This window comes from Lewinella sp. 4G2 (assembly GCF_001625015.1).
Lineage (GTDB): Bacteria > Bacteroidota > Bacteroidia > Chitinophagales > Saprospiraceae > Neolewinella.
This window is the reverse complement of sequence record NZ_LVWJ02000014.1, coordinates 3958901-3984237: the sequence shown is the minus strand read 5'-3', so window position 1 is coordinate 3984237 and position 25337 is coordinate 3958901. Positions and strand designations below refer to the sequence as shown.

Here is a 25337-nt window from a genome sequence, read left to right as displayed (position 1 = left end):
CGATCTCGTCAATGGCAGCCGGACTAACTAGCCGCCGCCCGACGCAACCGGTCGTTAATGGCCCGGCCCAAACCGCGCTCGGGCAGGATCTGTACCCAGGTTTCGTCGATCCGTTCCGCATTCAACCGGCGGAGAACACTAAATAACTGGGTAGCCGCCACCTCCAGCGAACCAGCGGGTGACAGATCAAACTGCCAAACCCTTTCTTCAGACAAGAGATGTTCTTTTACCGCAAAATGGCCGAAGCCTACGTAGGCTTTTTTCTTTGCTGGATTGTTCCCAGAAATTACTTTCTCCAGGTCTGTAACCAGGTGGATCTTACAACCGGGGGAGTAATGCTTGCTCAGCATTCCCGGCGCTTCGGGTTGGGAGGAACTGTGCTCACGTACGGCCAGGGTTTGCCCTAAAACGGCTTCAATTTCCTCGATCGGTAACCCCCCCTTCCGGTAGACGGTCGCTACCCCGTCGGGGAAGCCGATGATGGTGCTCTCCAGCCCTACGCGGCAGGGGCCACCATCGAGGACACCGGCGATCTTCTCTCCAAGTTGGTCCATCACGTGGCCGGCCCTTGTGGGGCTTACGAAACCAAAGGGGTTGGCGCTGGGGGCAGCCAGGGGGAAGTCCAATCCCTCCAGTAGCCGGAGTGTCAGTGGATGATCGGGGACGCGCATTGCGACGGTGCTCAGTCCTGCGGTGACGAGGTCCGGTACCTTTCGGTCCTTACGCAGCACCAGCGTCAGCGGCCCCGGCCAAAATGCAGTAGCCAGCTTGCGGGCGGCAGCGGGGACGTCGGATGCGAAAGCAAATAAGCGCTCCGCCGAGGCTTGATGGATGATCAGCGGATCAAAGGCGGGGCGGCCCTTCGCCGAAAAAATACTGGCCGCGGCCGACGGATCGAGCGCATTCGCTCCCAGGCCATAGACCGTTTCGGTAGGGATGGCCACCAACTGACCGCGCCGCAAAAGATCGGCGGCGAGCTGAACGTCCTGAGTTACCTGAGCGGGCAAACGAATGGAAATTTACGCGGTTATAAGTAGCGTGCAAGCACGTGAGCAATGAACGAAAGTATTAACCTGGAAGCAAAGAAGCAACGCCTGAAGGAACTCGCTAACGAGGAATTTCCGGCAGCCGCCCGGGCGGGGAAGTACCCCATTCGCTTCAACCATTGCTTCCTGAGGGTTGTGTACGACAACGTGTTTCAGGATAAGTGGCAACACCAACTAGCAAAGGGTAAACCCGCCATTCACCAACTCTCCGCAGCGCAATTGGACGAAGCAATCGTCACCGGAGAAGCCATGGTCGACGATCGGGAACTGACCGTCAAACTCAACGAACAATCCCTCCGCTACCGGGGAAAACTGAAAGATTGATTCAGCTGGATTGAGGCCTGATTACAATTCCGCCATCACCGCCTGGGCGAGTTCCTGCGCACGGGCCACCGTGGGCGCCTCCGCGTATACCCGGACGATGGGCTCCGTATTGGACGCACGGAGGTGGACCCAGCCATCGGGAAAATCCAGTTTCAAACCATCTACCTTGTTAGCAGGGACGTCGCTAAATTTCTGCTCGACCCGCACGAACGCGGAAGCGAGATCGTAATCATCGCTCACGGCTTTCTTGTCCTTGATCATTTCGTAATCGGGGTAGGAGGCACGCAGGTCGTTGATCCCCTTTCCGGAAGTGGCAAGGTGGCTCAGTACGAGGGCGAGCCCAATCAGGCTGTCCCGTCCGTAGTGCAACTGCGGATCGATGATGCCGCCGTTCCCTTCTCCGCCGATGGCGGCGCCGACTTCCTTCATTTTTGCTACGACGTTGACTTCCCCCACGGCGGAGGCGTGGTATTCCTGACCGTAGCGTTTGGCAATGTCCGCTACTACCCGGCTGCTGCTGAGGTTGGAGACCACCGGGCCGGGCGTGTGGCGCAGCACGTAATCCGCCACCGTAGCCAGGGTGTACTCTTCGCCAATCCAGGTGCCGCCCGGGCCGACGAGGGCGAGGCGGTCTACGTCGGGATCCACCGCGACGCCGAGGTCGGCTTCACTTTCCTGCATCCGTTCCAGGAGTTGGGTCATGTTTTTGGGGAGGGGTTCCGGGTCGTGGGCAAACTCGCCATTGAGCTCCCCGTTGAGGGTCTCGCAGGTCACGTCCAAGGCGCGGCAGAGGGCGGGGATGGCGAGTGCGCCTACGGAGTTCACGGCATCCAGTACAATGCGGAAGCCTTTGGCGCGAATGGCTTCAACGTTGACGAGCGGATGGTTCAGGACCAAATCCACGTGGTACTGTAGCGCCGTTCCGTCAGTGGTCAGGGATCCTAGTTCGTCTACGGTGGCGTATTCAATATCGCCGGCCGCCGCGATCTCCATCAACCTGGCACCTGCGGCAGCGCTGATGAATTCTCCCTTGTCGTTCAGTAGCTTTAAAGCGTTGTACTCCTTGGGGTTATGGCTGGCGGATAAAATGATTCCACCACCCGCTTCGTGGCGGGTTACGCAGACTTCTACTGTAGGCGTGGTCGCAAAATCGCAGTCAATCACGTCGATGCCCACGCTTTGCAAAGTCGCCGCCGTGAGTGCTTTAACGACTGGGCCGGAGGGGCGTCCGTCGCGGCCAATGACCACCACCGGTTTGGCCCCGGATTCCTTCAGCCACGCGCCGTAGCCCGCGACGTTACTGACGATGTCTTCGGGCGTCAGGTTGGTGCCGGCTTTGCCGCCGATGGTGCCACGGAAGCCGGAGATTGATTTCTTAAGGGGCATGCTGGTTTGCTTTGATGGGGGACGAAGGTAAGACGTTTCCCCTGCCTTCGGCTACCTTTGCGGCGATGAGTATCGACTACGCCATATTTGAATTTATCAACCAGGATTTGGCCAACGGATTTCTGGATTGGCTGCTCCCCGTTTATCGGGAGAAGACAACTTGGGTACCGCTCTACGGCGTGTTGATCTTCTACGTGAACCGAACTTACGGGCTGAAGCAAACCCTGTATTTCCTGGTTGCCGTTGCCATTATCATGGGCGTTGCGGATCAGTTGGCAGCCTCGGTCCTGAAACCCTGGATTGGCCGCATCCGCCCTTGCGCCGAGCCGGCGGTGGCGGATACCGTGCGGTCCCTCGTGGGCTGTGGCGGGAAACTGAGCTTTCCCTCTAACCACGCGACCAATCATTTTGCGCTGGCAGGTATTCTTGCGCTCACGCTTTTTCGGGATAAGCTGGTCTTCAAATGGATCTTCTACGCGTGGGCGGCCAGCATTTGCTTCGCGCAGGTCTACGTAGGAAAGCACTGGCCCGCCGACGTGGTGGGTGGCGGAATTTTAGGCTTGATCTTAGCGTACGGTGGTATCCTAATTTACCGGAAATTGGTGGGTGATGATGCCATCAAACCGCCACGATTACCACGGAAGAAGGTCGCGGCCTAAGCCTGATCCAGCAGGATTCCCTCCTTCATCGCCCAGTCGCTGACCGTGATTTGTTGGATGCCAGCAATCTGAATGATGAAGTCGAGCAGGATCATGGCCACCACCACCATGTCGGCGCGTTGCTCAGGGATACCGGGCATGGCTAATCTTTCCTGCAGCGTAGCCTTGATGATGGTCGTTTGTAAGCCCTTCAAGCCGCTAAGCTCCAACTGATGACTCGTAGGGTGAGCAGCTACCGAGTGATCCTGAAGGACGGTCGCCAGCACATCAAAGGTACCCGCCGCTCCAACGAGGTGATGAGTGGGGTGTTTGATCAAAGCTTCCTGAAGCGTAGCCGTGATGTTGCGAAGGTGCTCCTGCAACGTTACCGTTTCTTCCCAAGTGATGGGGTTCGAATGGTGAAACCCGTTGTACAGCACGCTCACCCCGATGGGGTAGGACTCGCGGAAATAAACCCCGCTGTCATCGGCAATAATGAATTCGGTGCTGCCGCCGCCGATGTCCATGATGAGGACGCGTTCTTCCAGCGCGGGAATGGCGGCCAGGACGCCTTTGGTAATCAGGCGGGCCTCTTCGTCTCCGGGGATCAATTGAATGTTGATGCCCGCTTCTTCTTGGGCTGCCTTGACAAATTCATTGCCGTTGCTTGCCGTGCGCAGTGCAGCTGTACCAAATGCCGTGACCTCATCACAATCGTGTTCCTTCAGCTTGCCGGCAAAGTGAACAAGTGCGTTCAGCCCCCGCCGGAAGGGATTGGCTCCCAGGGTTTCGATCCCATCTTCGGCCAGCTTTACAAAAATTCTCTCCCGGTATACTTCCAGTATCTGGTCGCCCTTTAGGTCTGCAATCAGCAGGTGGAAGGTATTGGTGCCGAGGTCGATTACCGCACGGCGTTTAAATTCGGTCATTAGCGTAGAACTAGCGTAAATCCTCCGGGACTTGCGACATGATGTTTAAGTAAAAGCGGGCACCATCTTCCGTCATGGCATTCGAAAACGCGGGTTTGCCGGCGTCGTACCAGACGTAGCCAACGCAGCCTTTTTCAAAGTAGATATCGGCCTCTTCCACGTTCTTCCCGTTGATCTGAAACCAGATATGGCCGATCGGTTTACAGTCCGGGCGGTAAGCCATTGGTTGGCTACCAATGCCCGCCAGCGTAGTCTGGATTTGGGCCGTCTCGTTCTGGTTGATGGAAATGGGCAAATCGTAGAAAGTCGCGTCCATGTAGGTCGCGTTTTCGTAGATGTGCTTCAGGCGGTCAAACGAAAGTGATTCGTAAGCGGGTGAAGATGTAGCTACCGAAGTGGCAGGTTTTTCCTCGACAACTTCAGCGGGCTTTTCGGCGCTGCCGCAGGTGCAAAGCAAGAGGGCAAGTAATGAAAGGGCACCGCCACGCCAAAGGGATAATTTACTGGTCAAATTCACTGTCCTGAGGTTTTGGGGGAAGGGTCTCCCCGTCGCCAAAGGTATAAACGGCACGCAGACTGATGGTCCGCCCCCGCAAGAAATCCGAAACCTGACTATCGACGTCGATGTCGGAGATGTGTTTGGACCACCGAAAGTTAAAACTCCAATTCTCCGTGGCCAGAAAACTTACCCCGGCTTTGAAGGCAAATAGATTTTCCTTCAGCGGAGAAGTTGCCGTGATGTCTTCACCGTTTCTATCCGTGATGGTGTAATCAAAAAGCCGCTGAAAACTCAGACCAGCCTCGGCGGTGATGCGCCAATCCTTGAAGAACACCATCAATGGCACTTCCAGCGTCGTGAGCTCAAACCGGTCGAATGCGCTGTTATTGATGGAGTTGGCGTTGCGCCGGGCACCCTGCTGGGTGTACAATATCTCCGGGCCGACGCGCCATCGCTCGTCCAGCACCGCAACGACCCGTAGGCCAGCGTTGGCCCCAAAGTGGTGAAATCCCTGCAGGTCATCCCCGTCAATCTGATTGAAGTTGGCGCCGGCAATTACGGAGCCCCGGAAGGTCTGGGCCTTGCTTACGGCCGTGAGGCCAGCCAGGAATAATAGGGTAAGGGCAAAACGTAAATTCATGCGGGGGCAAAGTTAACGTAAAGCATAACGGCCAAACCAATTACCTTCGCGCCCAATGCTTAGCCCGACAAAACATAATCTCAAGAAAGTCGAGACCCTGGCCAAAGAACTGGGCTACACGGTCCGTTACGAGAAAGGCAACTTTCAGTCCGGCTACTGCCTCGTCGAAAGCCGTAAGATCGCTATCATCAACCGTTTCTACGACGTCGAAGGGCGGCTCAACGTGCTCTACGACATCCTCAGCAATTTCCGTGGTGAGACGCCTGAAGAAATGGACGATAAGTCCGCCAAACTGTGGAAAAAACTCAAACCGTTCCTCGGCATCGGGAGTAAAGAGGAGGAGTAGCTACGGCATTATCACGCAGAGTAGCAATAAAAAATCCCCCGCCGTCCGAAGACAGCAGGGGAAGTTTTTATTCGTATCAGAATCGGAATTACTTCTTGGTGTCCGGCTCGTAAAGCTCGATGCTTGACCACGGGACATCCAAGGAGGTTGTTTCCATCCAGTTCCTGGAGTCTCGGTCCAGGACGTAAACGGATTTTTTACCAATCTCCCCATTGGCGTCTCTTTCAATGGTGACCAGGTCGAGGTAGCTGTTGCCGTCAATGTCAGTAATGTAACTGTCCGTCTGCACTAAGTGGCCGTCGTAGCTCTTCTTCATCACCGCCAGCGTTTTGAGGTGGATGACCTCGTCGCCCCGTAAGGCAAGCATTTCAATCCGATCCTCCTTGGCACCGTCGAGGCGAACCAGGTAAAGATTTTCGTTGACGCCACGGATGGCCGCAGCGGCATAAGGTGTCGCGTCCGCGTTGAACATCATCTGCTGGACTTTGGTGGGCAGGAGGTCCTTGGCGGCGCCGGCCAGTTCATTGCCACTCAGTAGGTAGTTCCCCATTGGGTCGGGGCTGGGCTGGGCGTATACGTGCAGAAAGCCGACGGTCTGCTCGGGGAAGGTAAGGTCAAAAGCAGCCTGGGCTTCTCCCTCAACGGGAGTCTGAACTGGGTAGCTGCCCACTTCACTAACGCGTGAAGCCTGGTAAGTCGGGGATTGCGCCAGTAGGGCACCGGAAGCCATCAAAAATGCAATGAGCAAAAAGGGAAGTAAGGATTTCATAAGGTTGATAGTTTCCTGTAGAACGGAAGCCAAACCCTCTCGTGTTCACTCTAACCCCCTTACAGCGCTGTGGAAAATTGAAATATCCTTTACTGGACTACGCTGCTGGGCACACGTTTAATCTTTATTTCTTCCCGCAACTAGCCCACTACCCCGTACAGTTTCCCCGCAAGCGGTAGGTGGATGCTTCCGAGCACGGCCTCCGTCCCGTAATGCTGCTGGCAGACCTCTTTGAGCAGAGCAGCCTCTGCGTAAAAAAGGGCACGCTGATCGTGTTGTTCCTCAAATACCTTGCGGGTTACGTTGACCGTCCGATAAAAGGTGATGACCTCTTTGGTGAAGATCAACCAGTCCGCCGTAATCCGCACCTGGCGCCCCCCAACGGTGGCGGTAAGTGCTACGCCGTGGCGAACCCCGCTGGGGGCAGTCAAGGTATTTTTGAAGGCAGTAGAATGATCCAACAGGTATTCCACCGGAACGGGCGTGGTGGGCAAGTAAGCTTTGAGCATGTCGGCCGCTCGCTCCCGCCTTATCTCCGAGGGCAGGGTAGGGTAGTCGCCCTTTAGAAAAGCATCGATGGCCGAACCGTAAATACGTTCGTTAACTTCCGGGTCAATGTCCGGCGGAGTAAAATAGCTCGATCCCTCACTGCTTTTTACTTCTGCGTAGCGGTCCAATAACCAGGCTTGGTCCGGCCCCTGCGGCTCAAAGCGTAAACGGCCCGGTCGGGAAGGGACGATGAACTGGGTCGCAAGCAGTTGCGCCTCCGCGCCCGGAATATTCCGCGGCTCCGTCCAGGTTTTCAAGAATTTGGTGACCTCGTGATCCTTCCAATCGAAAGGAGCGTCCGTAGAATTGGGGTCCAACACCGGTACGGTACCGCCACCGCGGGCGAAAACCCGGTCTAACCAGGGAGCGCCGGGTTTAGCAGTAGGAAGGATGAGGTAGTCCCGCGCCCGCGTCAGACCAACGTAGAGCAATCTCGTTTCTTCGGCGGCCTCTTCGGCGACGGCCTGCTCTTTCCACGGGCTTTCGTCGATGGCCTCCAGCCAGGGGACGCCAGATTTCGTCCGGCCGTAGGGCTTTACCCAGTACTTGATCCAACGGCCGGCGAGTGGCGCGTCCAGATCGACGTGCTCCTGCTCCGGGACGACGCTCATTCCCCACACATCTTCCCGTGGTGACTGGTCCAGTTGCATGGCGATGACCGCTGGCCACTCCAGGCCCTTACTGCGGTGGTAAGTCAGGATGTTGACGGCTTCGGGCCGTTCCCCGGCACCCTGGCTATCGGCGTCCCCTCGCTGCAAGCTATCCAGGTACAGTAGGTAACCCGGAAGCGAGGCTGCGCGGTGAGCTCGGTGGCATTGGTCCTCGTACTCAACGGCCAAGCGACGGAGTTCGTCCACGTTACCCAGGCGCTGGACACCTTCCCCCCAGGCCACCATGGTGCGGCGAAGGTCCAGCCGCTCTAAAAGGATGTTGATCAATTCGTTGGTGGAATAGTCATTGGTCTCCTCCCGTAGCTGCCGTAGCTTTTCGAGGATGCCGTGCTCGTCTCCCCATTTAGGTCCTACCTTTTCTTGCTGCTCATTCTCCAGAAAGTCCAGCCGCCGCTCAACGATCTCCGCTAAGGGGAGGCGGCTGCCGAACAGCAAAATCTCCGCTACTGAAAGGCTGTCGCTTGAGTTCAGTAAGTACTTCAGGCAGGCCAGGATCAGCGTAGCCTCGGCCGTGGCCAGCAAACCTGTGCGGGCGATCGCCGCTGAGATACCCTGATTGGCCAGCGCACCAGCGAAGGCTTCCGCATCGCGGTTACTACGGAACAGGACGGCGATATCGGATGGGATTAGCCTTCTTTCTTCAGTCCCATCTTTGGGCAAGATCATTGGTGGATTGGCCAGCATTTCTCCGATGGCCTTCGCCGTCACGTCGTGGAACCAAGCCTTTGCGTACCGTCCCTTGCCCTCCAGGTTAAAGTGCCAGTGGCGAATGGCGGAGGTCTGAGCTAGTTCCTGCCCCTCGGCCGGTTTACCAAATTTGCCTCCACTACGAGTTCGGACGGGGTCCAGTACCACGGCTTCCTCATCAATCTCGGGAAAGCCTTTTACGAAAATGGCGTTGCAGGCGTGGACGATGTCCTCCCGGCTTCGCCAACTCTGCCGCTGGATGTTCTCCGGTTTGATGGGGCCGGTGGCGTCCATGACGGCCTTCATCAACCGGGGTTCGGCACCCCGGAAGCCGTAGATGGATTGCTTGGGGTCGCCCACCCAAATACTCTGCTTGGCAAGCCTGCTCAACTTGAGGAATAGCGCTAATTGAATAGGGCTGGTATCCTGGAACTCATCCACGATGAGTAGGTCCAGCTCTTCTTTGAGCGTCTCCTGGACCATCGGGTTAGCTAGCAAATCCAGGACGAGGACTTCCATATCCGTGTAGTCAATCCTACCTCTGGCTTTCTTGTAACTATCGTACTCCTGGATGGCTTGGTCGGCGAAGTCGAACATGTAGCCAATGTAGCTGCGGATGTCGTCCTGGAAGTCCGGAAGGCTGACGTGGCGTTCTCCCAATTCGACCAGGGAGTCCACCAGTTCCCGGCTTTTAGCGCCGACTTTTTTTACAATGCCGGATAGCTTGGCGTATTCCTCCCACGGCAACTGTTCACCCCGCTTCAGGGTGAAGCTGAGGCGGTTCAGGTTACTAATTGTGCTGAGGGTAGCTTTCGTACCGTCTGCCTCATTATTCTTAAGGGCGGCGATCGTTTCGGTGAGGACGATCTTGGCACGGTTCGTGTACTGCTCGAGGCTTAGACCATCATCAACGGAGGGTAGGTACTCCGCAAGTGAGGCCCAACTTTTCTCCTTACTATTTTGGATGTCCGCACTCGAGAAGTTGTTTCCGCGCAGGACGTCAACCAGGCGGAGAACATCCTTCCTCCAATCGTATACCTCACCATCCTTGCTGAGGGAGAGCCGATCGCAGAGCGCTTCGATCTGCTCGATGTCATCCACTGAGATGGCGCTGGCCATGCTGAGGTTAAACAGGCGCTGGTGATCCTGGTCAGCGATGATGTCAACTTGCGGGCTAACCCCCGCCTCAAAGGCAAATCGTTTGAGCAGTTTTACGCCCAGCCCGTGCACGGTGCCGATGAGGGCATTCTTCAGTTCATTGGCTTCGGCGGACATCCCCTCCCGCAGCAATTTCACCCGTACGCGTTCCCGTAATTCCGCGGCTGCTCGCTTGGTAAAGGTGGTCGCAATAATGCCCGCGGGTTTGACTTTGCCCTCCGTCAGCAGGGCCGAAAGTTCCTGGGTGAGGCGGTAGGTTTTTCCACTACCGGCGCCAGCGGAAATGAGTTTCAGGTTGGGTAAAGACATGCGGGCTAAGGTAAGCCCCGCTCCGCGCTAACCCATCAAATGAACATCTCAAATAACGTAGAATCTTTGTTGATGGCGCGGGTCTTGAAACCGCTTTCCGCCATCCGTTTCATCGTGTCGTCGTAAGTCGCCGGGTCCGACAATTGGATGCCGACCAGTGCTGGGCCAACGGCTCGGTTATGTTTCTTCGTGTACTCAAAGTGCGTGATGTCGTCGTCCGGCCCGAGTACGTGGAGGAAGTCGCGCAGCGCACCGGCACGTTGGGGGAATTCGACGATAAAGTAGTGTTTCAAGCCGGCCCACAACAAGGCGCGTTCCTGGATCTCCGACGTGCGGGCAATGTCGTTGTTCCCGCCCCCAATTACGCAGACGATGTTCTGGCCCCGGATGTCTCCGAGTTTAGCCAGGGCGGCAACGGAAAGGCAACCGGCGGGCTCGGCCACGATCCCGTCCTCATTGTACAAGTCCAACATCGTCGCGCAAACCTGCCCTTCCGGCACTAGAATAACTTCTTTGACTACTTCCTGTACGATGGGGAAATTGATCTTACCCACCTGGCGGACGGCAGCTCCGTCGACGAAGGAGTCAATTTTCTCCAGGTTTACGATCTTGCCCGCCCGCAGGCTTTCGTACATCGACGGGGCCCCCTTTGGTTCGACGCCGATGATCTCCGTTTCCGGGCTCAGGGCTTTGAAAAAGCTACCCACTCCAGCACTCAGGCCACCACCACCGATGGCCATCACCACTTTGTGGATCGGGAAGTTCGCTGCGGAGTAGATCTCCAGGCCCACCGTTCCCTGTCCGGCGATGGTATTCAGGTCGTCGAAGGGGTGTACAAAGGTCCAACCATTCGTTTCGGCCGCCTTGATTGCTTCGGCGTACGCGTCGTCGTAGGTATCGCCGACGAGGACGACTTCAACGAATTCCTTACCGAATGCTTTTGCCTTTTTTACCTTTTGCTGGGGGGTGACGGAGGGCATGAAGATCGTCCCCCGGACGCCCATTTTTGCGCAGGCGAGCGCCATTCCCTGGCTGTGATTTCCGGCGCTGGCGCACACTACGCCCTGGGCGCGTTGAGCGTCGGAGAGTAACGACATATTGTTGTAGGCCCCCCGGATCTTGTACGACCGCACTTCCTGTAAATCCTCCCGTTTCAGGTAGATATTCGCGCCGTAGATTTCGCTTAGCCGGTGGCTATACTGCAGGGGCGAATCCAGCACAATGCCCTTCAACCGCAGGTGGGCGCGGGTGATGTCTTCGACGGATACGGAGGGCATAAGTTGCGTATTCATTGTTGGGGTCGGTCTTCCTGTTCGCAGTCGTTCCTGTTTTCTTGGTCCTTTGCCTGGCACCCGCGGCAGCGCCCGGATGCTTACGCAAGTAAAGCAAAAGTGGAGTAAGGCGCCGAATTAACGACGGCTAATCTACGCCATCAGGGCGCTGGCGCAGGTGCTATATAAAGACGGTGGGCCCCCGGTAATAAGGACCCACCGCAAAGGTGTAATATCAGCTCAGGCCCGGATGGAGCCCCTTATAATTTAGTTGTTTTCAGGGCGCAGACTGCGAACGGTGCGGCCGGCTTGCCACATTTCGCTATCCTGCAACTCCTTGAGTTCCGCCTCCAACTTGACGCGGTAGTCGGGCTGGGAGTTGGAGTCGATGGACCGCTTAGCCTCGGCGCCAGTCGCAACGCTCTGGTATAATTCCTCGAAGACGGGCTTCGTAGCGTCGCGGAACTTATCCTTCCAGTCGAGCGCACCCCGTTGGGCGGTGGTGGAGCAGTTAGCGTACATCCAATCCATTCCGTTTTCGGCAACCAGGGGCATGAGGGACTGCGTCAATTCTTCCACCGTTTCGTTGAACGCTTCGGATGGGGAGTGGCCGTTGGCGCGCAGGACGTCGTACTGGGCTTCGAAAATACCCTGAATACAACCCATCAGCGTACCGCGCTCGCCAGTAAGGTCGGAGTATACCTCCCGCTTGAAGTCCGTCTCAAAAAGGTAGCCGGAACCGACCCCGATACCGAGTGCAATGACGCGCTCGTAAGCACGGCCGGTAGCATCTTGCGCAATGGCGTAGCTGGAGTTAAGACCGCGACCCGCCACGAACATCCGGCGGAGCGAAGTGCCAGAACCCTTGGGAGCCACGAGGATGACATCGACGCCCTCGGGAGCAACGATGCCCGTTTGGTCGTTGTAGGTAATGCCAAAACCGTGGCTGAAGTACAGCGCTTTACCCGGCGTGAGGTGGGGCTTCAGTTTAGGCCAAACCTCAATTTGAGCGGCGTCGGACAGTAAGTACTGAATGATGGTGGCCTTTGCTGCCGCCTCCTCGATGGGGAATAGCGTTTCGCCGGGCACCCAGCCGTCGGCGACCGCCTTATCCCAGGATGCACCGCCCTTACGCTGGCCAACGATGACGTTAAAGCCATTGTCGCGCAGATTCATACTCTGGCCCGGGCCCTGAACGCCGTAGCCAATTACGGCAATGGTTTCGTCCTTCAAGGTTTCCCGCGCTTTTTCCAGGGGGAATTCTTCACGCAGAACGACTTTTTCTTCCGTTCCGCCGAAATTTAGCATTGCCATCTTTCCATTATTTTTTGGTGGTCCGCCAAAGATGAGCAAAGCCGATAAAAGGGTAGGGGAAGGACTTATTTTGAATTCTAAGCAATTACGATCTTCAACGGTTAGTGGCGGGAACAAAAAAGTTCCGCTGGAATGATTCCTCGATGAGGCCATAAGACGCTCAATACCCCTTAGACTGGCGTCACCCGCTCGGTTGTAATTTGTTTCCGGTAGATGTCACTAAAGCGTTTGTGCCTCAGTAAATAGTGGTGAACGATCACACTATCCGCCACCCGGCCAATCTCCGTGCGGTCGCGGCCAATGCTGGCGGCTTTGATCTGTTGAGACCGCTCTTTACGCCGGCCAAGCCACAGATTGAAGTGCCCGTAGAAATGAAAATGAGCCCGTAAAATGGACGCGATGTGCTCAAACTTGCCCTGGCTAAGGAACAGCGCGCCAGCGGCACCATCCAGTAAAAGCCGGACGGGTAACCACCAGAATAGGCGGCTCAGCGGTTCATTTTTAAAGCTGGTAGTAAGGGTATTCCTGAAATTCAAGTAGGTCTTTCGGGGGGTGTTATACGAAAGCGTACCACCGCCGACGTGGTATACAGTACTGCTCGGAACCGCAAGGATCTTATACCCCGCGCGTTTCATCCGCCAGCAGAGATCGATCTCTTCAGCGTGGGCGAAGTACTCAGGCTCAAAACCACCGAGGGCGTGAAAGAGGTCGGCCCGGCAGAAGAAGGCGGCCCCGGTTGCCCAAAACACTTCCTTGACGCCATCGTACTGCCCCTCATCCCGCTCGGTATGCTCAAAGACACGGCCCCGGCAGAATGGATAACCTAGGTAGTCCATATAACCGCCCGCCGCGCCGGCGTACTCAAAGCGGTCCGGTGCGTGTTCCGCCTTGATCTTTGGTTGGGCCGCCCCCACCTCGCCATCTTCAAAAACGGGGATGATGAATTCGATCCAGTTGGGTGTCACCCGGACGTCGCTGTTTAGCAGGACGTAGATCTCCGCATCTACCTGCATCATCGCCATGTTGTACCCGTTGGCAAAACCGTAGTTTTCGGGAAGGATGATCAGCTCAACGTCCGGATGGTGCTCCCGTAAATACGCTACGGAGTCGTCGGTGCTGGCGTTGTCGGCAACAATAACACGAGCATAATCGGGGGAGTGTTTGATTACGCTGGGTAGGAATTCTTCGAGGTAATCCCGGCCATTATAGTTCAGGATGACGACCGCGGTATCCGGTGCGTAATTGCTCTTCCGTTCCTTCAGTTGGGGTTGAGCGAGTGCAGCGCGGGCGGCAACCTCGTCCCTGGCGAGTTGATCACGAAGTGCGGCTAGCCCGTCCAACTTCAGGTCACCCCGTAGGTGTGTGTGAAAGTAAACGGTGAGGTCTTCTTCGTAGATGTCTTCGTCGAAATCGAATAGGTTGAGTTCGATGGTAGTGCCACGTCCATCCTCCAGGCTGGGGCGGTTGCCGATGTATAGCATCCCCTCCAACGCTTGCTGGCCACGACGAACGTGGACGGCATAAATACCCTCAGCGGGTATCAATTTTAGGGGGTGCCCAATGGCCAGATTCGCGGTGGGAAACCCTATCGACCGGCCGATCTGCTGGCCACGTACCACCCGACCGCTCAGTTCGTAGGGCCGGCCGGTGAGTTCCTGGGCTTTTCGTACGTCACCCTCTAAAAGTGCATTCCTAACGGTGGTCGAACTAACGGTTATGTTGTTGACTTCCTGCGCGTCAATCTCAATCACCTCGTAGCCCTTTTCGCGGCCCCGGTGGCTGAGGTATTCGATGTCGCCCATGCGGTCCTTTCCGAAGCGGTGGTCGTAGCCAATCACGATTCTTTCCGGCTGACAGTACCGGACGAGGAAGTTATCGATGTACTCTTCCGGGGTTTGCCCGGCGAAGTCCAACGTGAAGGGCACTACGATTAGGTGGTCGATGCCCATTTCTGCGCAGTACCTGGCTTTTTCGGCCGTGGTGCTCAGTAAACGCAAAGAATCATCGTCGGGCCGGAGGACGCTGCGGGGGTGGGGATCGAAGGTGATGACGATCGATTCCCCCTGCCGGTGCTGAGCCATTTTCACGATGCGCCGCAGCAGCTGCTGGTGGCCGCGGTGGACGCCGTCGAAACTACCGATCGTCACGACGGAGCGGCGAAAACGGGGGAGGGCGTCAAGTGAAAAATGAGTCTGCATTAGGTGGGGCAAATGTACGACGGGAAGGGGCTTTCCCCAACCGTCGACCCTTACCAGAAACTTTCAGATTTAGGCAGCAACAAACTGAAAAATTGACTTGGGTGGTGCTCTTTTAAAAGTGCTTCCACCAAATAAAAAGGCCCAAACCTCGCGGGGGAGGGTTGGGCCAATTAACACGTAGGAAGTGTTGTGCCGAAGGGGGGAGTCGAACCCCCACGCTATCACTAGCACACGCCCCTGAAACGTGCGTGTCTACCAATTCCACCACTTCGGCTGAAGTCGTTCTGCGTATGAATTGCGCACCTTGAATCAGGGGAGGCGCGCTACGCTGAGCATGCTATTTGTTATCCGTAGCAAAGGACATTTCCCTTACTGATGATCGCCGGCCCGAAGACTGGCTGAATAGTGAGTACCGGCGGTGGGAATCGAACCCACACTCTCGAAAGAACTGGATTTTGAATCCAGCGCGTCTACCAATTCCGCCACACCGGCGAGTACTACTACGGTACAACTTTCTACGAATAATCAAAAGTTGCGGGCTTCTCTTTTGAAGCGGGTGCAAAGGTAATAGCCCCTGGGGATTTTGCAACCTTATGGGGCATCATTACGGTAAAATATTTGGACAAGGGGTTAGTTGGGTAGTTGCGTAGTCGAGTAGTACGTGCTACCCGACTACCCGACTATAATACTTCCTACAAGATCATACTCAGTAGCCTCAGTAATCTTCACCTTCACGAAATCCCCCGTGCGCAGGTAAGCCTGGCCGGCGGGGATGAGTACTTCGTTGTCTACGTCCGGGCTATCGAATTCGGTGCGGCCGACGTAAAACTCGTCGTCCTTACGGTCAATCAGCACGCGGAGTTCCGCGCCGACGCGGGCTTCGTTGAGTTCGAGGCTGATCTCCTTCTGTAATTCCATGAGGCGGTTGGCGCGCTCGGCTTTTACTTCGGCCGGTACGTCGTCTTCCACTTCGTGGGCGGAGGTGTCTTCTTCGTGGCTGTACATGAATACACCCAAGCGTTCAAACCGCATCTCGGATACGAAGTCGCACATCTCCTGGAACTCTTCTTCCGTTTCGCCGGGGTAGCCAACCAGGAAGGTCGTACGGATGGCGATGCCGGGGACGACCTCGCGGGCGTAGGCAATAAGGTCCTCCGTTTCCTGGCGGGTGATTTGTCGGCGCATTCGTTGCAGCACGGCGTTACTACCGTGCTGTAGAGGAATATCCAGGTAATTGCACACCTTGGGTTGGGCGGCCATCACGTCAAATATCTCCCGGGGGAATTTGCTGGGGTAGGCGTAATGCAGGCGGATCCATTCGATTCCTTCCACGGCGGCCAGGGCTTCCAGCAATTCGGGGAGGGCGCGGCCTTTGTAGATGTCCAGTCCGTAATAAGTCAGTTCCTGAGCAATCAGCATCAATTCCTTCACGCCGTTCTTGGCGAAATGGGTGGCTTGTTTCACCAATTCCTCAATGGGGCGGCTCACGTGTTTGCCACGCATCAGGGGGATGGCACAGAAGGAGCAGGTCCGGTTACAGCCCTCGCTGATCTTCAGGTACGCGTAGTGTTCGGGCGTCGTGATGAAGCGTTCGCCGATCAGATCGTGCTGGTAGTCCGCTTCGAGGCGATTCAGCAGGCCGGGAAGTTCCATCGTTCCGAAGTAGTCATCCACTTCGGGGATCTGCTCTTCCAGGTTATCCTTATAGCGCTGGCTGAGGCAGCCCGTTACGTATAATTTGTCAATCTCTCCGCGGGTCTTCCGGTCGGCGTAGTCCAGAATAGTATTGACGCTTTCTTCCTTAGCCAAGTCAATGAAACCACAGGTGTTGACGATCACGATGTTGGCCTCTTCGTTGGAGTCGTGCTCCACGGCGTAATCATTAGCCATAAGCTGGGTAATGATGTTCTCCGAGTCCACGAGGTTCTTGGAGCACCCGAGGGTGATCACGTTGACTTTATCGGGGCGTAACGTTTTGGTTTTCATAGGCTTCTGCGCTAAACGGCCGCAAAAGTAGCCTTTTTCCGTGGGCCTTCGGTCTGCAGATTGTTATAAAAGCCAAATGCCTACTAAGCATGCCTCACTCGACTGCGAATTTAACGAGGTGGCGCTGCCGCAGGTGCAGAGGAAATGGGTACGGGATCAGCCTCAACGTTACAAACCAACCCTAAGCCTTCCGCAGGAACTCCAAACTGGTTTCGACGCTCTTCAAACTGGAAGTATCGTAGTTGCCGTCCTGCTCCACCATACAATACTTGACGCCAAGGGACTTCCCGAAACGCATGAGGTCCTTAATGGGCATATCGCCGTCGGGCAACTCCTCAAAAGCATTCTCGGGCACGTCCGCAATCCTAGTGACGACCGGGGTGCCACGGTGCAGTTGTTTGAGGTGAAGCAGTTCCAAACGGTCCTTGATTTTCGTCATCGTAGCCTTGGCGTCCTGGCCAGCGATCTGGGCCCAGAAAACGTCCAATTCGAAGGGGACGAGATCACCATCCATGCGATCGATCAGGATGTCGAAGCCGGTAGTGCCAGCGATCGGATCCCACTCAAAGTTGTGGTTGTGATAGGTCAGCTGTAGTCCACTGGCCTTCGCTTTTTCGCCGGCTACGTTGAGGTCGTCGGCCAATTTCTTCCACTGGTCGGCGGTTTCCCGCTCCTCGGGGCGGAGGTAGCCAAAGACGAGGTGACTCAGACCATGTTCGGCGGCCTGGTCAATCACTTCAGCGTATTCGAAGGGGGTGTCATCCGGCGTGTACTGCCAGCCACCGGTTACCGTATTCCAATTGATGAAGCTGCTGTTGACGGCCATACCGTGCTCTTTGGCCAGGGGGACGAGTTCCTCGGCGTGGCGGGTATCCATCAATTCTAATTGCTGGTATCCAATCTCAGCGAGCGCTTTGAAGGTGGTCGGTGCATCCTCCTGCCACTGGTCGCGGACGGACCACAACTGCAGGCCGATGGTATCCAGGTAGGGGAGGGCAGAGTTGTCCATTTCAGTGCTGGGATTCATTGGTGTTGTAGTGGATTTTCCGTCCCCACTACCACATTTCAAAAGGGGCAGGCCGGCGGCGGCGATGACGGAATTACGGATGAAGGTGCGGCGAGAATTGGTCATGATCACTTGCTAATTTACGGAAGGTGAAACTACGCATTTGTTGCGGTCCCGTAGGGATTCATCCCCCGAATGGCGTCAAGAAACCGCCGCACTTCAAGCGCGGAAGTTACCTGCCTTTCATACTCCGGCAGGCCGGGAATACCCATGTACACGCTTTCGTTTCGGTACTGCATTGGGGAAATTAGCTGCTCGAAAGCCGTAGCATGAAATTCCGTCGCTCCCGTTCCTTGGAGGACATCGACCACGTTAGCTGGGGTGATCCCACAGCCGGGGAGGATGCCAATCCGATTGCCCGCCTTGGCGACCAACTCCCTGATGAGTGCAATCCCTTCCGGGACAGTTCCCGCCTGGCCGGAGGTGAGGATGCGGTCCATACCTACTTCAACTAATTGCTCGAGGGCTTCCCATGGGTCCCGGGCTACGTCGAAAGCGCGGTGGAAGGTCTTTTGTAATCCGCCGGCCGTGGCGACTAAACTTTGCACCTGCGGCAGCGCCACATTTCCTACCTCGTCGAGTACGCCGAAGACTACGCCCGTCACGCCGATGCGCACGCAGTGCTCGATGTCACGATGCATGACCTCGAGCTCCCGCTCAGAATATAGGAAGTCCCCTCCGCGCGGGCGGATCATGACCATGATGTCGATGTCGACCAAATCGCGGCACTGCTGTATGCTAGCCAGGCTGGGCGTAATGCCCCCCTCCACCAGCGCAGCGCAAAGTTCCAAGCGCTGGGCGCCGCCCCGCTGGGCTTCTAGCGCGTCTTCGGGCGACTGCAAACAGACTTCGAAGGTGTAATCCGTAGCACGCATCAGGAGGCTTCGATCTTGTAGCCAGGCCGGAACATCTGGTTGTCCGTCTGCGCGTTGAGGACTGCAAAGTCGAAGCCGGATTGTAGGCAGTAAGCCCCGGTTTCTCCAGCCTTGTTGATGGCGATGAAGCCTACCTGGATGGATTTCCAATCCGGATTCTTCTCGATCACTCGCTCAACGGCGAGGCGGCAGGCGTCGGTGGGCGAATGACCCTGGCGCATAAATTCTACGACCAAAAAAGTGCCGCATGCGCGAATGACGGCTTCGCCCCAACCGGTAGCCGTAGCGGCGCCGATGGTGTTGTCAACGTACAGGCCCGCCCCGATAATGGGAGAGTCACCCACCCGGCCACCGTACTTGAATGCGGCGCCGCTGGTGGTGCAAGCTCCCGCCAGATCGCCATTTACATCCAGCGCTAGGATACCGATGGTATCGTGGTTCTCGACGTTGATCTTTGGGAGGTAGTCTGGATTCTTGGTCCGCCATTTGGCCAGGGCCTCCCGGCCAAATTCGGTGAGTAACTCGGTACGTTCCATCCCCTGGGAGAGGGCGAAATCAGTAGCTCCAGCCCCGGAAATCATGACGTGGGGTGTTCGCTCCATTACCATCCGGGCTACGGTGACTGGGTGAAGGATGTCCCGGACGTTGGCCACACTACCACAGTCGCCGTCGGGCCCCATAATGCAGGCGTCGAGGGAAACAATACCGTCCCGGTCGGGGAAGGAACCAAGGCCGACGGTGTGCACTTCGGGGTCGGCTTCCGTAACCCGCGCGCCGGCTTCCACCGCATCGAGGGCGGACCCGCCGGCGGAGATGATTTTCCAGGCAGCGACGTTGGCCGCCTGGCCGTGCTGCCAAGTGGAGATGACGACGGGCTTGCCGGGAAGGTTCTCGGGTTGGTCCTCCGGCGCACAAGCAAGGAGCCCCGGGGCCGCGGCGGCCAGAGGGATTGCTTTGAGAAATTTACGGCGGTTCGGCATGCTATTGAAACTCCTGGTAATGAGGGGCTAGATCATTAATTCTGGTTCTCCGTCACCGCCTTGATCTTCTTGATCTGTTGGCGGCGGGATACCATGATCTCCTCCGTCCGGTGAGCGAGCTGCGGGTAACGGTTGACGAGGCGGCGCACAATTTCCTGGGGGAAGTAGATGACTTCCGAGTCCTCCGTCGCTTTAGCCGCAACGATGTTCTTTCGGCTCCCGGTTTGCAGAATCTGGTTGATGAAGTCGCCGCGGTGCAGTTCGGAGATCATCTTGGGGACGCCGGCGGCGGACCTGGTCAGGAGCTGTACTTCACCGGAGACGAGCAAGTACAAGCCCGTATTGTTGATGTTGTAATTGATGATATTTTCGCCCTCACCGTAGGAAAGCAATTCCACGCCCTTCTCGTCGGCGATGTGCTCCACATCTTCTGGGATATTGAGCATCTTGATGGCGAAATCCAGGTGGCGGCTGCGGGCATTGTCTTCGTCCGCCTGCTTTTCCAGTTGTGGTTCCTGGTGGATGTTGACCTGTGGGTAAGGAATATCGATCCCGTTACGCTTGGCGGCGTACCAGACCCGGGTCATAAAGTCATTCTTGACGTCTTCGTGAAGGCCGTAATTTTCAATGTAATATTCAATCTCGTACACGACGGCGCTGTCCGCAAAGTCATCCACTTTCACTTCCGGTTCGGGAAATGCCATGATGCCCGGGGTGGCTTCGCAAACTTCCAGCATCACCCGTTTGACGAAGTTGGGCGCGTGATCGTAGGAAAAGCCCAGCATCAACTTTTGGGCCCAGTGCACCTCGGGTTGGCTGTGGTTCATGATGGCCGATTGGCTCACTTTGATGTGGGGCAAGACGATGAGGTCACGCTCCCGCGTTAGCAGGCGGACGGCCCGCCAGTTGACTTCCACTACCCGCCCGGCGTGGCCATCCACTTCAATGAAATCACCTACCTGAAAGGGACGTTCGTTGATCAGCGTAATTCCGTTAAACAGGTTGCCCAGCGTATCCTGCAGAGCCAGACCTAATACGATCGAACTGACGCCAAGGGCAGTCGCCAAACTGCTGAGATCCTTTCCCCAAACGTAGCTGAGGGTGAAGCCAATTCCAACAACGATAACGAGGATACGGCCCAGATCCAGAAATAATTTAGGGACTTTTTGGGTACTGTTACTAGTCTCGAACAGGACGCCGTTGATGATCCCCATCACGGCTGCCAGGCCGACGATGATCACTGCCGTCAGTACTAGTTTAGAGAGGTCGTGGTCCCCACCAAAATTACCCAACCTTGTCACCAGGAAGTAGATTGCCAGGAGTGGGACAACCACGTTGCGCGCCAGGCTAACTGATTTCGCGTAGTCGCGGCCTTCTACCTTCAGGCGGATGATGATCTCTCCCAGTACGACGACCGCAACCGGAAAGAGTAAAAGGACGGCAACTAATGATACTACTGATCCACCCATGGTTAAGATTTTTTAGTAGTGGGGGCATCAAGATCCAGTGGGGTGAATTCAACCCCAGCTGCTTGTAAGTCCGTTACACGGCCTACCAAACGACCGACCCTAATGATATTCTTAGGCCCAAGTTTAATGGTGTGCACCTTGTCGAAATGGAAGTTACCAGCCATTAGTCGCATCATCTCCTCCGTGCCGAGCGTCATATTTCTCGCGGCCAGGTAAGCCAAGCGCTGGGCGGCATCAACGGCGGGGCCCCAGATCACGTAGTTTTTGGTCTGGTCTTCCAGGATGCCAGCCAGTACTGGTCCGGTAGACATCCCTGCGTTCAGTACCAGACTTACATTATGCTTGGTATTGATATTTTCAATGATCTCGCGCATTTTCAGGGCCATGATGGCTACACGGCGGGCATTGTCCAACCGGGGAATATTCATACCACAGACGCATAAAAATCCGTCGGGGATGGCAATGATGACCTCCATGCCTAGTTCATCAGCTGCATCATTAAATCTGGCGGACACTTCCTGTACGATGGGCCAAGCCATATCCGGGGTAAATTCATCCAGCGAAGAGGTGCCGCGTAGGTCAGCGCTCAGGATGGTGACGCCCTGAAATTTGTCAACAATGTTAACCTCTCCGTTCCGGTAGCGTTCTGCGATGGCGTCGGGGAAGCGATTGTACAGGAGGTCATTGTTTTCCCGGGCCTGTTTTTCAATCTCTGATTTCTGTTCGTCGATGCTCTCCACCATACCGTTGAATACCTCGGTGAGGCGCCCCATTTCATCGTTAGCGATTTTCTCGACACGGACCTTGGTATCTCCAGCTCGGACGGCCTCGGCGCCTTCGGTGAGTCGGTCGATGGGGCGGATCAGCGAACGGGTGATGGCCATGGCCATGATGGTGATGATGGCGATGATCAGGGCTACGGCAGCCAGATTCAGGTTTTGAAAACGTTGGACGGGCGACATGGCTTCTGCCTCGTCAATCTCCGTCACCAGCGCCCAACGGAGGCCGCCGGGTAGGTCGACGGGGGTAAATGCGGAAAGAATAGCATCGTTATTGTAGCCAATCATTTCGGTGATGTTGGACTCACCACGTAGTGCGCGGGTGATGTTATCACTACGCAATTCGGTGACCAGGATCGGGCCAATGCTTGCCATTAGGTCGATCTTCTCGTCGTTCATGTTGATCTGCTTCATGTTTTCGATGAAGCGATCCTTATCAGTCAGGAAACTGCGGGGGTCAGAACGAAGTAGATAGTCTTCCCCTACGAGGAGCACCTCACCGGTTTCTCCGAGGCCGTTCTCGGCCCACTCGCCACCGTAGTTCATGATGCGGTTGATCTTGTCCACCGAAAGCTGGACGGCCAGTATACCGACTAATTCATTGCGGTAGAATACCGGGCTCCCCATGAAGGCGGCCGGGGCGCCGTAGCTAGGGCGGTAAAAGGAGAAATCCGCAATCTGGGCTTCGTTGAGGTCGGCATTCTTCTCCACCTTCTCCGCTAGCGCCGCCAGATTGCTGTTGCGATAAGGGCCACTTGAAAGGCTCGTGGCGTAGTCCGTCTCCTTCATGACCGAGTACATGATGGTCTTGGTCTGAATATCAATCAGGAAAATATCGTAGAAGCCAAATTTCTGCAGGGCTTCCCGGTAGAAATCATGATAGCGTTCGTGGACGGTACTGTATTCACTCCCGTCCCCAGCATTGTCTACTTCGTAGCGGGCATCGGTGAGCGTACTTTTACTGAGGTAGTGGTATTGCAAGTAACACGCCGCCGCCGAATTGGGGTAGTAGGAGGAAAGTTCTCGACGCACGGTTAAGTTTTGACCCAGGGAATCCAGAAAATCGTCGTAGTAAGCTTCCAGGTCACGCGTACAACTGATGGTGTCGGATGCTTCGATTTGGCGAAAGGCCATCGTGAATTCCTGAATGGCCTGTGCCGCCTTTTCGCTTTTAGCCAGAATTTCTACGACGGCCGCTTCTTGGTGGAAGTATTCCTCGACCTCAAAAGCTTTGCCATTTCTAGCCGAAGTAAGTCGCGCGTACACTTCTTTTTCGATACTCTCTACTCCCACAAAATAGCCGACGCCAATCACAATCAGGGCAGCTAGCAGGGATACACCAAGTAGGATCAAGATCAGTTTTGATCTTAAGCTAAAACTCTTAAACATGTGTGAGTTGTTGATTCAATTTCATGAGCGTAACGGCCACCAACTACCAACCTGGTAAAAATGACTGCCTAGGTATACGTAAAAGTACTAATTCGTTAGTCCAGATTTAAGCATAATCCAGATTTAGTGTAGCGGCGCCGGCATTTGCATCGTCAGGCAGTGCAGGGAGCCGTGTTGTTCCAGGAATGGACGGCTTGGAATGGGCGTCACCTCGTAAGGGACCGCTTCCGCAATCGTAGCGAGCGCCCGCTGATCCGCTTGTTTACCTGGGTGGTCGGCCGCTGCACTGTCGAAGTAGGTAGGCACAAACACCGTTCCATTGGAGATCAAAAAGTTAGCGTAGGTAGCAGGTAGGCGGCGACCGTCCGCAGGGCTATGTACCACTGGTGGCCAGGGTAGGGGGATGAGGCGGTAAGGGCGTCCCTCCTGCGTGCGTAGCTGGCGAAGCTCATCCTCCATCAGTTGCAATTCGTGAAAATGAATGTCCGTAGGGTCGTCACAACGTACGTAGGCGATGGTCTCCGCATCTAAAAACCGTGCCAGGGTATCAATGTGCGCATCGGTGTCATCTCCCTCGAGATCACCGTGTTCTAGCCAGTGAATCAGTTTCCCGCCCAGGCGTTCCCGCAGTACTTTTTCTACCGCTGATTGATCGTACCGACCACCGTTTCGATTCGAATTCAGGAGGCACTTTTTGGTGGTCAGGATAGTGCCCGCCCCGTTACTTTCAATGCTGCCGCCCTCCAGTTCAAAAGGAACCTTTTCGTAATCGAGGTGAGAGAGTTTACCGTCCGCCAAACGGCGGGTAACCAGGGTGTCTAAATCCGCTGAGAACTTGCCGCCCCATCCGTTAAAATCGAAGTGTTTCATTACCCGGCGGCCATTTTGGTAGCAGGTGATCGGTCCGTAATCCCGCACCCAGGAGTCGTTGTTAGCGAGTTGGGCAACCTCGACCAGGTAACTATCACGGTAGAGCTCAAAGTGCTTCAGGTCGCTGACAATCAGTAGGGTAGGGCAGACTTTGTTGACGGCATTTGCGGCGTTGATCATTGCCGTGGAAGCAGCGTCAAGGTATTCGCCCCAATCGCCTTCGGAGCGTGGAAACGCGAAAAGTACCAGGCTCTGCTTTTCCCACTCCGCGGGCAGCCTCAGGTCAGTTCTACTCATGTCGCGAAGTTACCACGCGGGCTTAATTCGGGTCGGTTACCTTTGCCCGTATGTTCCGCCGCCCGTCCTTACGACTGATCACATTACTCGCCTTTTTGTGCGCTGCCGCGGGTGCAGGGTACGGGTGCAAGCAGTCCGGACCGGTGCCTCCAACCGAAGTGCCAGACGGAATGGTCTGGATCGCTCCCAACGGAGAATCGGAAGGCTTTTTTATGGACGCCACGGAGACGACCGTAGCCGAATTTCGAGCTTTCGTGGAAGCCACTAATTTCGTCACCGAAGCGGAGGAATTTGGCTGGTCGGGTGTCTTTAACAGGGATTCCCTCAACTGGTTACCGGTTGATAGTGCTACTTGGGATCAGCCCCTCGGCCCAGTGCCCGGTCCTGATTCCTTGGTCCAGAATGCTGCACCTGCGGCAGCGCCCGCAAATACGCCCGTAACCCAAGTAAGTATGCGTGATGTGCAGGCTTACCTGAAGTGGGCGGGCAAGGAATTACCCACCGAGAAAGAATGGATGCATGCCGCCAGCCAGTCGGGCAAATACGGTGATTTCCCCTGGGGGACGGAGATGGTACCGGACGGTAAATTCCCGGGCAATTGGTGGCAGGGCCCCTTCCCCTTCAACGACGAAGTGCTCGATGGATTCCCCGGAATCGCTCCGGTAAAATCGTTTCCGCCCGCGGAAAACGGCCTATACGATATCTCTGGCAACGTGTGGGAATGGACCGCCTCAAAAGCTCCGGACGGAACCTACATCATCAAAGGGGGAAGCTTCCTCTGCAGCACCTCCTACTGTACCGGATTTAATCTGAAGCAACGGCAAACTACTCCGGCCGACAGCGGGCTGAACCACCTCGGGTTTCGGGGAATCATCCGCCCCAGCAAATAAGT

General features: G+C 56.0%; 21 protein-coding genes and 2 tRNA genes. 4 read left to right on the top strand and 19 right to left on the bottom strand.

The genetic code is table 11. The features are described from left to right. Positions 1–23 precede the first annotated feature (23 nt). The gene (locus tag A3850_RS16325) at positions 24–1007 is read right to left on the bottom strand and encodes an L-threonylcarbamoyladenylate synthase (RefSeq protein WP_068218914.1); all 984 of its coding nucleotides are present in this window, start codon (positions 1005–1007) and stop codon (positions 24–26) included. Between the two features lie 48 nt (positions 1008–1055). Here A3850_RS16325 and A3850_RS16320 point away from each other — a divergent pair, with 48 nt between their 5' ends. Then, positions 1056–1370 carry a hypothetical protein gene (locus A3850_RS16320; protein WP_068218911.1) on the top strand — a complete coding sequence of 105 codons (315 nt, stop codon included), beginning with the start codon at positions 1056–1058 and terminating at the stop codon, positions 1368–1370. A 21-nt stretch (positions 1371–1391) separates the two neighbouring features. On the opposite strand, the gene glmM is transcribed toward A3850_RS16320, so the two are convergent. Then, on the bottom strand, positions 1392–2756 hold the full coding sequence (gene glmM / locus A3850_RS16315; RefSeq protein WP_068218908.1) for a phosphoglucosamine mutase: 1365 nt from the start codon (positions 2754–2756) through the stop codon (positions 1392–1394). Between the two features lie 65 nt (positions 2757–2821). Here glmM and A3850_RS16310 point away from each other — a divergent pair, with 65 nt between their 5' ends. Further along, entirely contained in the window at positions 2822–3415 is a 594-nt protein-coding gene (locus A3850_RS16310; protein WP_068219900.1) for a phosphatase PAP2 family protein, read from the top strand. On the opposite strand, the gene A3850_RS16305 is transcribed toward A3850_RS16310, so the two are convergent. From A3850_RS16305 to A3850_RS16295, 3 genes are read right to left on the bottom strand one after another with little or no spacing between them, the layout of a single operon-like run. Continuing rightward, positions 3412–4323, bottom strand: coding sequence for a hypothetical protein (locus tag A3850_RS16305; protein ID WP_068218905.1), 912 nt, complete (start codon positions 4321–4323; stop codon positions 3412–3414). The genes A3850_RS16310 and A3850_RS16305 overlap by 4 nt on opposite strands. 10 nt (positions 4324–4333) lie before the next feature. Then, entirely contained in the window at positions 4334–4834 is a 501-nt protein-coding gene (locus tag A3850_RS16300; RefSeq protein ID WP_157501304.1) for a hypothetical protein, read from the bottom strand. Continuing rightward, the gene (locus tag A3850_RS16295; RefSeq protein ID WP_068218899.1) at positions 4824–5462 is read right to left on the bottom strand and encodes an outer membrane beta-barrel protein; all 639 of its coding nucleotides are present in this window, start codon (positions 5460–5462) and stop codon (positions 4824–4826) included. The genes A3850_RS16300 and A3850_RS16295 overlap by 11 nt, the downstream gene beginning before the upstream one ends. Positions 5463–5517: 55 nt before the next feature. Here A3850_RS16295 and A3850_RS16290 point away from each other — a divergent pair, with 55 nt between their 5' ends. Then, complete coding sequence (locus A3850_RS16290) at positions 5518–5808, top strand: hypothetical protein (protein ID WP_068218896.1); 291 nt, start codon at positions 5518–5520, stop codon at positions 5806–5808. A gap of 88 nt (positions 5809–5896) precedes the next feature. Here the strand turns inward: A3850_RS16290 and A3850_RS16285 are convergent, their stop codons facing one another. The 14 genes from A3850_RS16285 to A3850_RS16220 all read right to left on the bottom strand — a co-directional run bounded on the left by A3850_RS16285 (position 5897) and on the right by A3850_RS16220 (position 24445). Then, positions 5897–6577: a hypothetical protein gene (locus tag A3850_RS16285; RefSeq protein WP_068218892.1), complete on the bottom strand. Its 681-nt coding sequence runs from the start codon at positions 6575–6577 to the stop codon at positions 5897–5899. A gap of 140 nt (positions 6578–6717) precedes the next feature. Beyond that, positions 6718–9951 (bottom strand): exodeoxyribonuclease V subunit beta, encoded by a 3234-nt coding sequence (locus tag A3850_RS16280; protein WP_068218890.1) that lies wholly within the window; start codon positions 9949–9951, stop codon positions 6718–6720. Positions 9952–9986: 35 nt separating this feature from the next. Beyond that, the gene (gene ilvA / locus A3850_RS16275; RefSeq protein ID WP_068218887.1) at positions 9987–11243 is read right to left on the bottom strand and encodes a threonine ammonia-lyase IlvA; all 1257 of its coding nucleotides are present in this window, start codon (positions 11241–11243) and stop codon (positions 9987–9989) included. A 246-nt stretch (positions 11244–11489) separates the two neighbouring features. Then, positions 11490–12536 carry a ketol-acid reductoisomerase gene (ilvC, locus tag A3850_RS16270; RefSeq protein WP_068218884.1) on the bottom strand — a complete coding sequence of 349 codons (1047 nt, stop codon included), beginning with the start codon at positions 12534–12536 and terminating at the stop codon, positions 11490–11492. 170 nt (positions 12537–12706) lie between these two features. Then, complete coding sequence (locus tag A3850_RS16265; RefSeq protein ID WP_068218882.1) at positions 12707–14734, bottom strand: bifunctional riboflavin kinase/FAD synthetase; 2028 nt, start codon at positions 14732–14734, stop codon at positions 12707–12709. A 190-nt stretch (positions 14735–14924) separates the two neighbouring features. Beyond that, a tRNA-Leu gene (locus tag A3850_RS16260) sits at positions 14925–15008 on the bottom strand. A gap of 136 nt (positions 15009–15144) precedes the next feature. Next, a tRNA-Leu gene (locus A3850_RS16255) sits at positions 15145–15226 on the bottom strand. Between the two features lie 180 nt (positions 15227–15406). Beyond that, complete coding sequence (rimO, locus tag A3850_RS16250; protein WP_068218879.1) at positions 15407–16720, bottom strand: 30S ribosomal protein S12 methylthiotransferase RimO; 1314 nt, start codon at positions 16718–16720, stop codon at positions 15407–15409. Between the two features lie 181 nt (positions 16721–16901). Further along, positions 16902–17852 carry a sugar phosphate isomerase/epimerase gene (locus A3850_RS16245; RefSeq protein ID WP_068218875.1) on the bottom strand — a complete coding sequence of 317 codons (951 nt, stop codon included), beginning with the start codon at positions 17850–17852 and terminating at the stop codon, positions 16902–16904. 29 nt (positions 17853–17881) lie between these two features. After that, positions 17882–18661: a copper homeostasis protein CutC gene (locus tag A3850_RS16240; protein WP_068218872.1), complete on the bottom strand. Its 780-nt coding sequence runs from the start codon at positions 18659–18661 to the stop codon at positions 17882–17884. Then, the gene (locus tag A3850_RS16235) at positions 18661–19641 is read right to left on the bottom strand and encodes a N(4)-(beta-N-acetylglucosaminyl)-L-asparaginase (RefSeq protein ID WP_068218870.1); all 981 of its coding nucleotides are present in this window, start codon (positions 19639–19641) and stop codon (positions 18661–18663) included. The genes A3850_RS16240 and A3850_RS16235 overlap by 1 nt, the downstream gene beginning before the upstream one ends. A gap of 35 nt (positions 19642–19676) precedes the next feature. Continuing rightward, the gene (locus tag A3850_RS16230; RefSeq protein ID WP_068218867.1) at positions 19677–21110 is read right to left on the bottom strand and encodes a mechanosensitive ion channel domain-containing protein; all 1434 of its coding nucleotides are present in this window, start codon (positions 21108–21110) and stop codon (positions 19677–19679) included. 2 nt (positions 21111–21112) lie between these two features. Further along, positions 21113–23278, bottom strand: a complete 2166-nt coding sequence (locus A3850_RS16225) for an adenylate/guanylate cyclase domain-containing protein (protein WP_082921875.1) — start codon at positions 23276–23278, stop codon at positions 21113–21115. Between the two features lie 123 nt (positions 23279–23401). Then, entirely contained in the window at positions 23402–24445 is a 1044-nt protein-coding gene (locus tag A3850_RS16220; RefSeq protein ID WP_068218859.1) for an agmatine deiminase family protein, read from the bottom strand. A 50-nt stretch (positions 24446–24495) separates the two neighbouring features. Between A3850_RS16220 and A3850_RS16215 the strand changes: the two genes are divergently transcribed. Next, a complete protein-coding gene (locus tag A3850_RS16215) occupies positions 24496–25335 on the top strand; it encodes an SUMF1/EgtB/PvdO family nonheme iron enzyme (protein WP_068218856.1) in 840 nt (279 codons plus the stop codon). Positions 25336–25337: the final 2 nt, after the last annotated feature.

What these genes read in the sequence shown, in the direction of transcription:
- A3850_RS16220 (WP_068218859.1), bottom strand. Translation starts at nt 24,445, where the DNA reads ATGAGTAGAACTGACCTGAGGCTGCCCGCGGAGTGGGAAAAGCAGAGC.
- A3850_RS16290 (WP_068218896.1), top strand. Translation starts at nt 5,518, where the DNA reads ATGCTTAGCCCGACAAAACATAATCTCAAGAAAGTCGAGACCCTGGCC.
- A3850_RS16265 (WP_068218882.1), bottom strand. Translation starts at nt 14,734, where the DNA reads ATGCAGACTCATTTTTCACTTGACGCCCTCCCCCGTTTTCGCCGCTCC.
- ilvC (WP_068218884.1), bottom strand. Translation starts at nt 12,536, where the DNA reads ATGGCAATGCTAAATTTCGGCGGAACGGAAGAAAAAGTCGTTCTGCGT.
- rimO (WP_068218879.1), bottom strand. Translation starts at nt 16,720, where the DNA reads ATGAAAACCAAAACGTTACGCCCCGATAAAGTCAACGTGATCACCCTC.
- glmM (WP_068218908.1), bottom strand. Translation starts at nt 2,756, where the DNA reads ATGCCCCTTAAGAAATCAATCTCCGGCTTCCGTGGCACCATCGGCGGC.
- A3850_RS16230 (WP_068218867.1), bottom strand. Translation starts at nt 21,110, where the DNA reads ATGGGTGGATCAGTAGTATCATTAGTTGCCGTCCTTTTACTCTTTCCG.
- A3850_RS16320 (WP_068218911.1), top strand. Translation starts at nt 1,056, where the DNA reads ATGAACGAAAGTATTAACCTGGAAGCAAAGAAGCAACGCCTGAAGGAA.
- A3850_RS16225 (WP_082921875.1), bottom strand. Translation starts at nt 23,278, where the DNA reads ATGTTTAAGAGTTTTAGCTTAAGATCAAAACTGATCTTGATCCTACTT.
- A3850_RS16215 (WP_068218856.1), top strand. Translation starts at nt 24,496, where the DNA reads ATGTTCCGCCGCCCGTCCTTACGACTGATCACATTACTCGCCTTTTTG.
- A3850_RS16240 (WP_068218872.1), bottom strand. Translation starts at nt 18,661, where the DNA reads ATGCGTGCTACGGATTACACCTTCGAAGTCTGTTTGCAGTCGCCCGAA.
- A3850_RS16245 (WP_068218875.1), bottom strand. Translation starts at nt 17,852, where the DNA reads ATGACCAATTCTCGCCGCACCTTCATCCGTAATTCCGTCATCGCCGCC.
- A3850_RS16235 (WP_068218870.1), bottom strand. Translation starts at nt 19,641, where the DNA reads ATGCCGAACCGCCGTAAATTTCTCAAAGCAATCCCTCTGGCCGCCGCG.
- A3850_RS16285 (WP_068218892.1), bottom strand. Translation starts at nt 6,577, where the DNA reads ATGAAATCCTTACTTCCCTTTTTGCTCATTGCATTTTTGATGGCTTCC.
- ilvA (WP_068218887.1), bottom strand. Translation starts at nt 11,243, where the DNA reads ATGAATACGCAACTTATGCCCTCCGTATCCGTCGAAGACATCACCCGC.
- A3850_RS16280 (WP_068218890.1), bottom strand. Translation starts at nt 9,951, where the DNA reads ATGTCTTTACCCAACCTGAAACTCATTTCCGCTGGCGCCGGTAGTGGA.
- A3850_RS16310 (WP_068219900.1), top strand. Translation starts at nt 2,822, where the DNA reads ATGAGTATCGACTACGCCATATTTGAATTTATCAACCAGGATTTGGCC.
- A3850_RS16295 (WP_068218899.1), bottom strand. Translation starts at nt 5,462, where the DNA reads ATGAATTTACGTTTTGCCCTTACCCTATTATTCCTGGCTGGCCTCACG.
- A3850_RS16305 (WP_068218905.1), bottom strand. Translation starts at nt 4,323, where the DNA reads ATGACCGAATTTAAACGCCGTGCGGTAATCGACCTCGGCACCAATACC.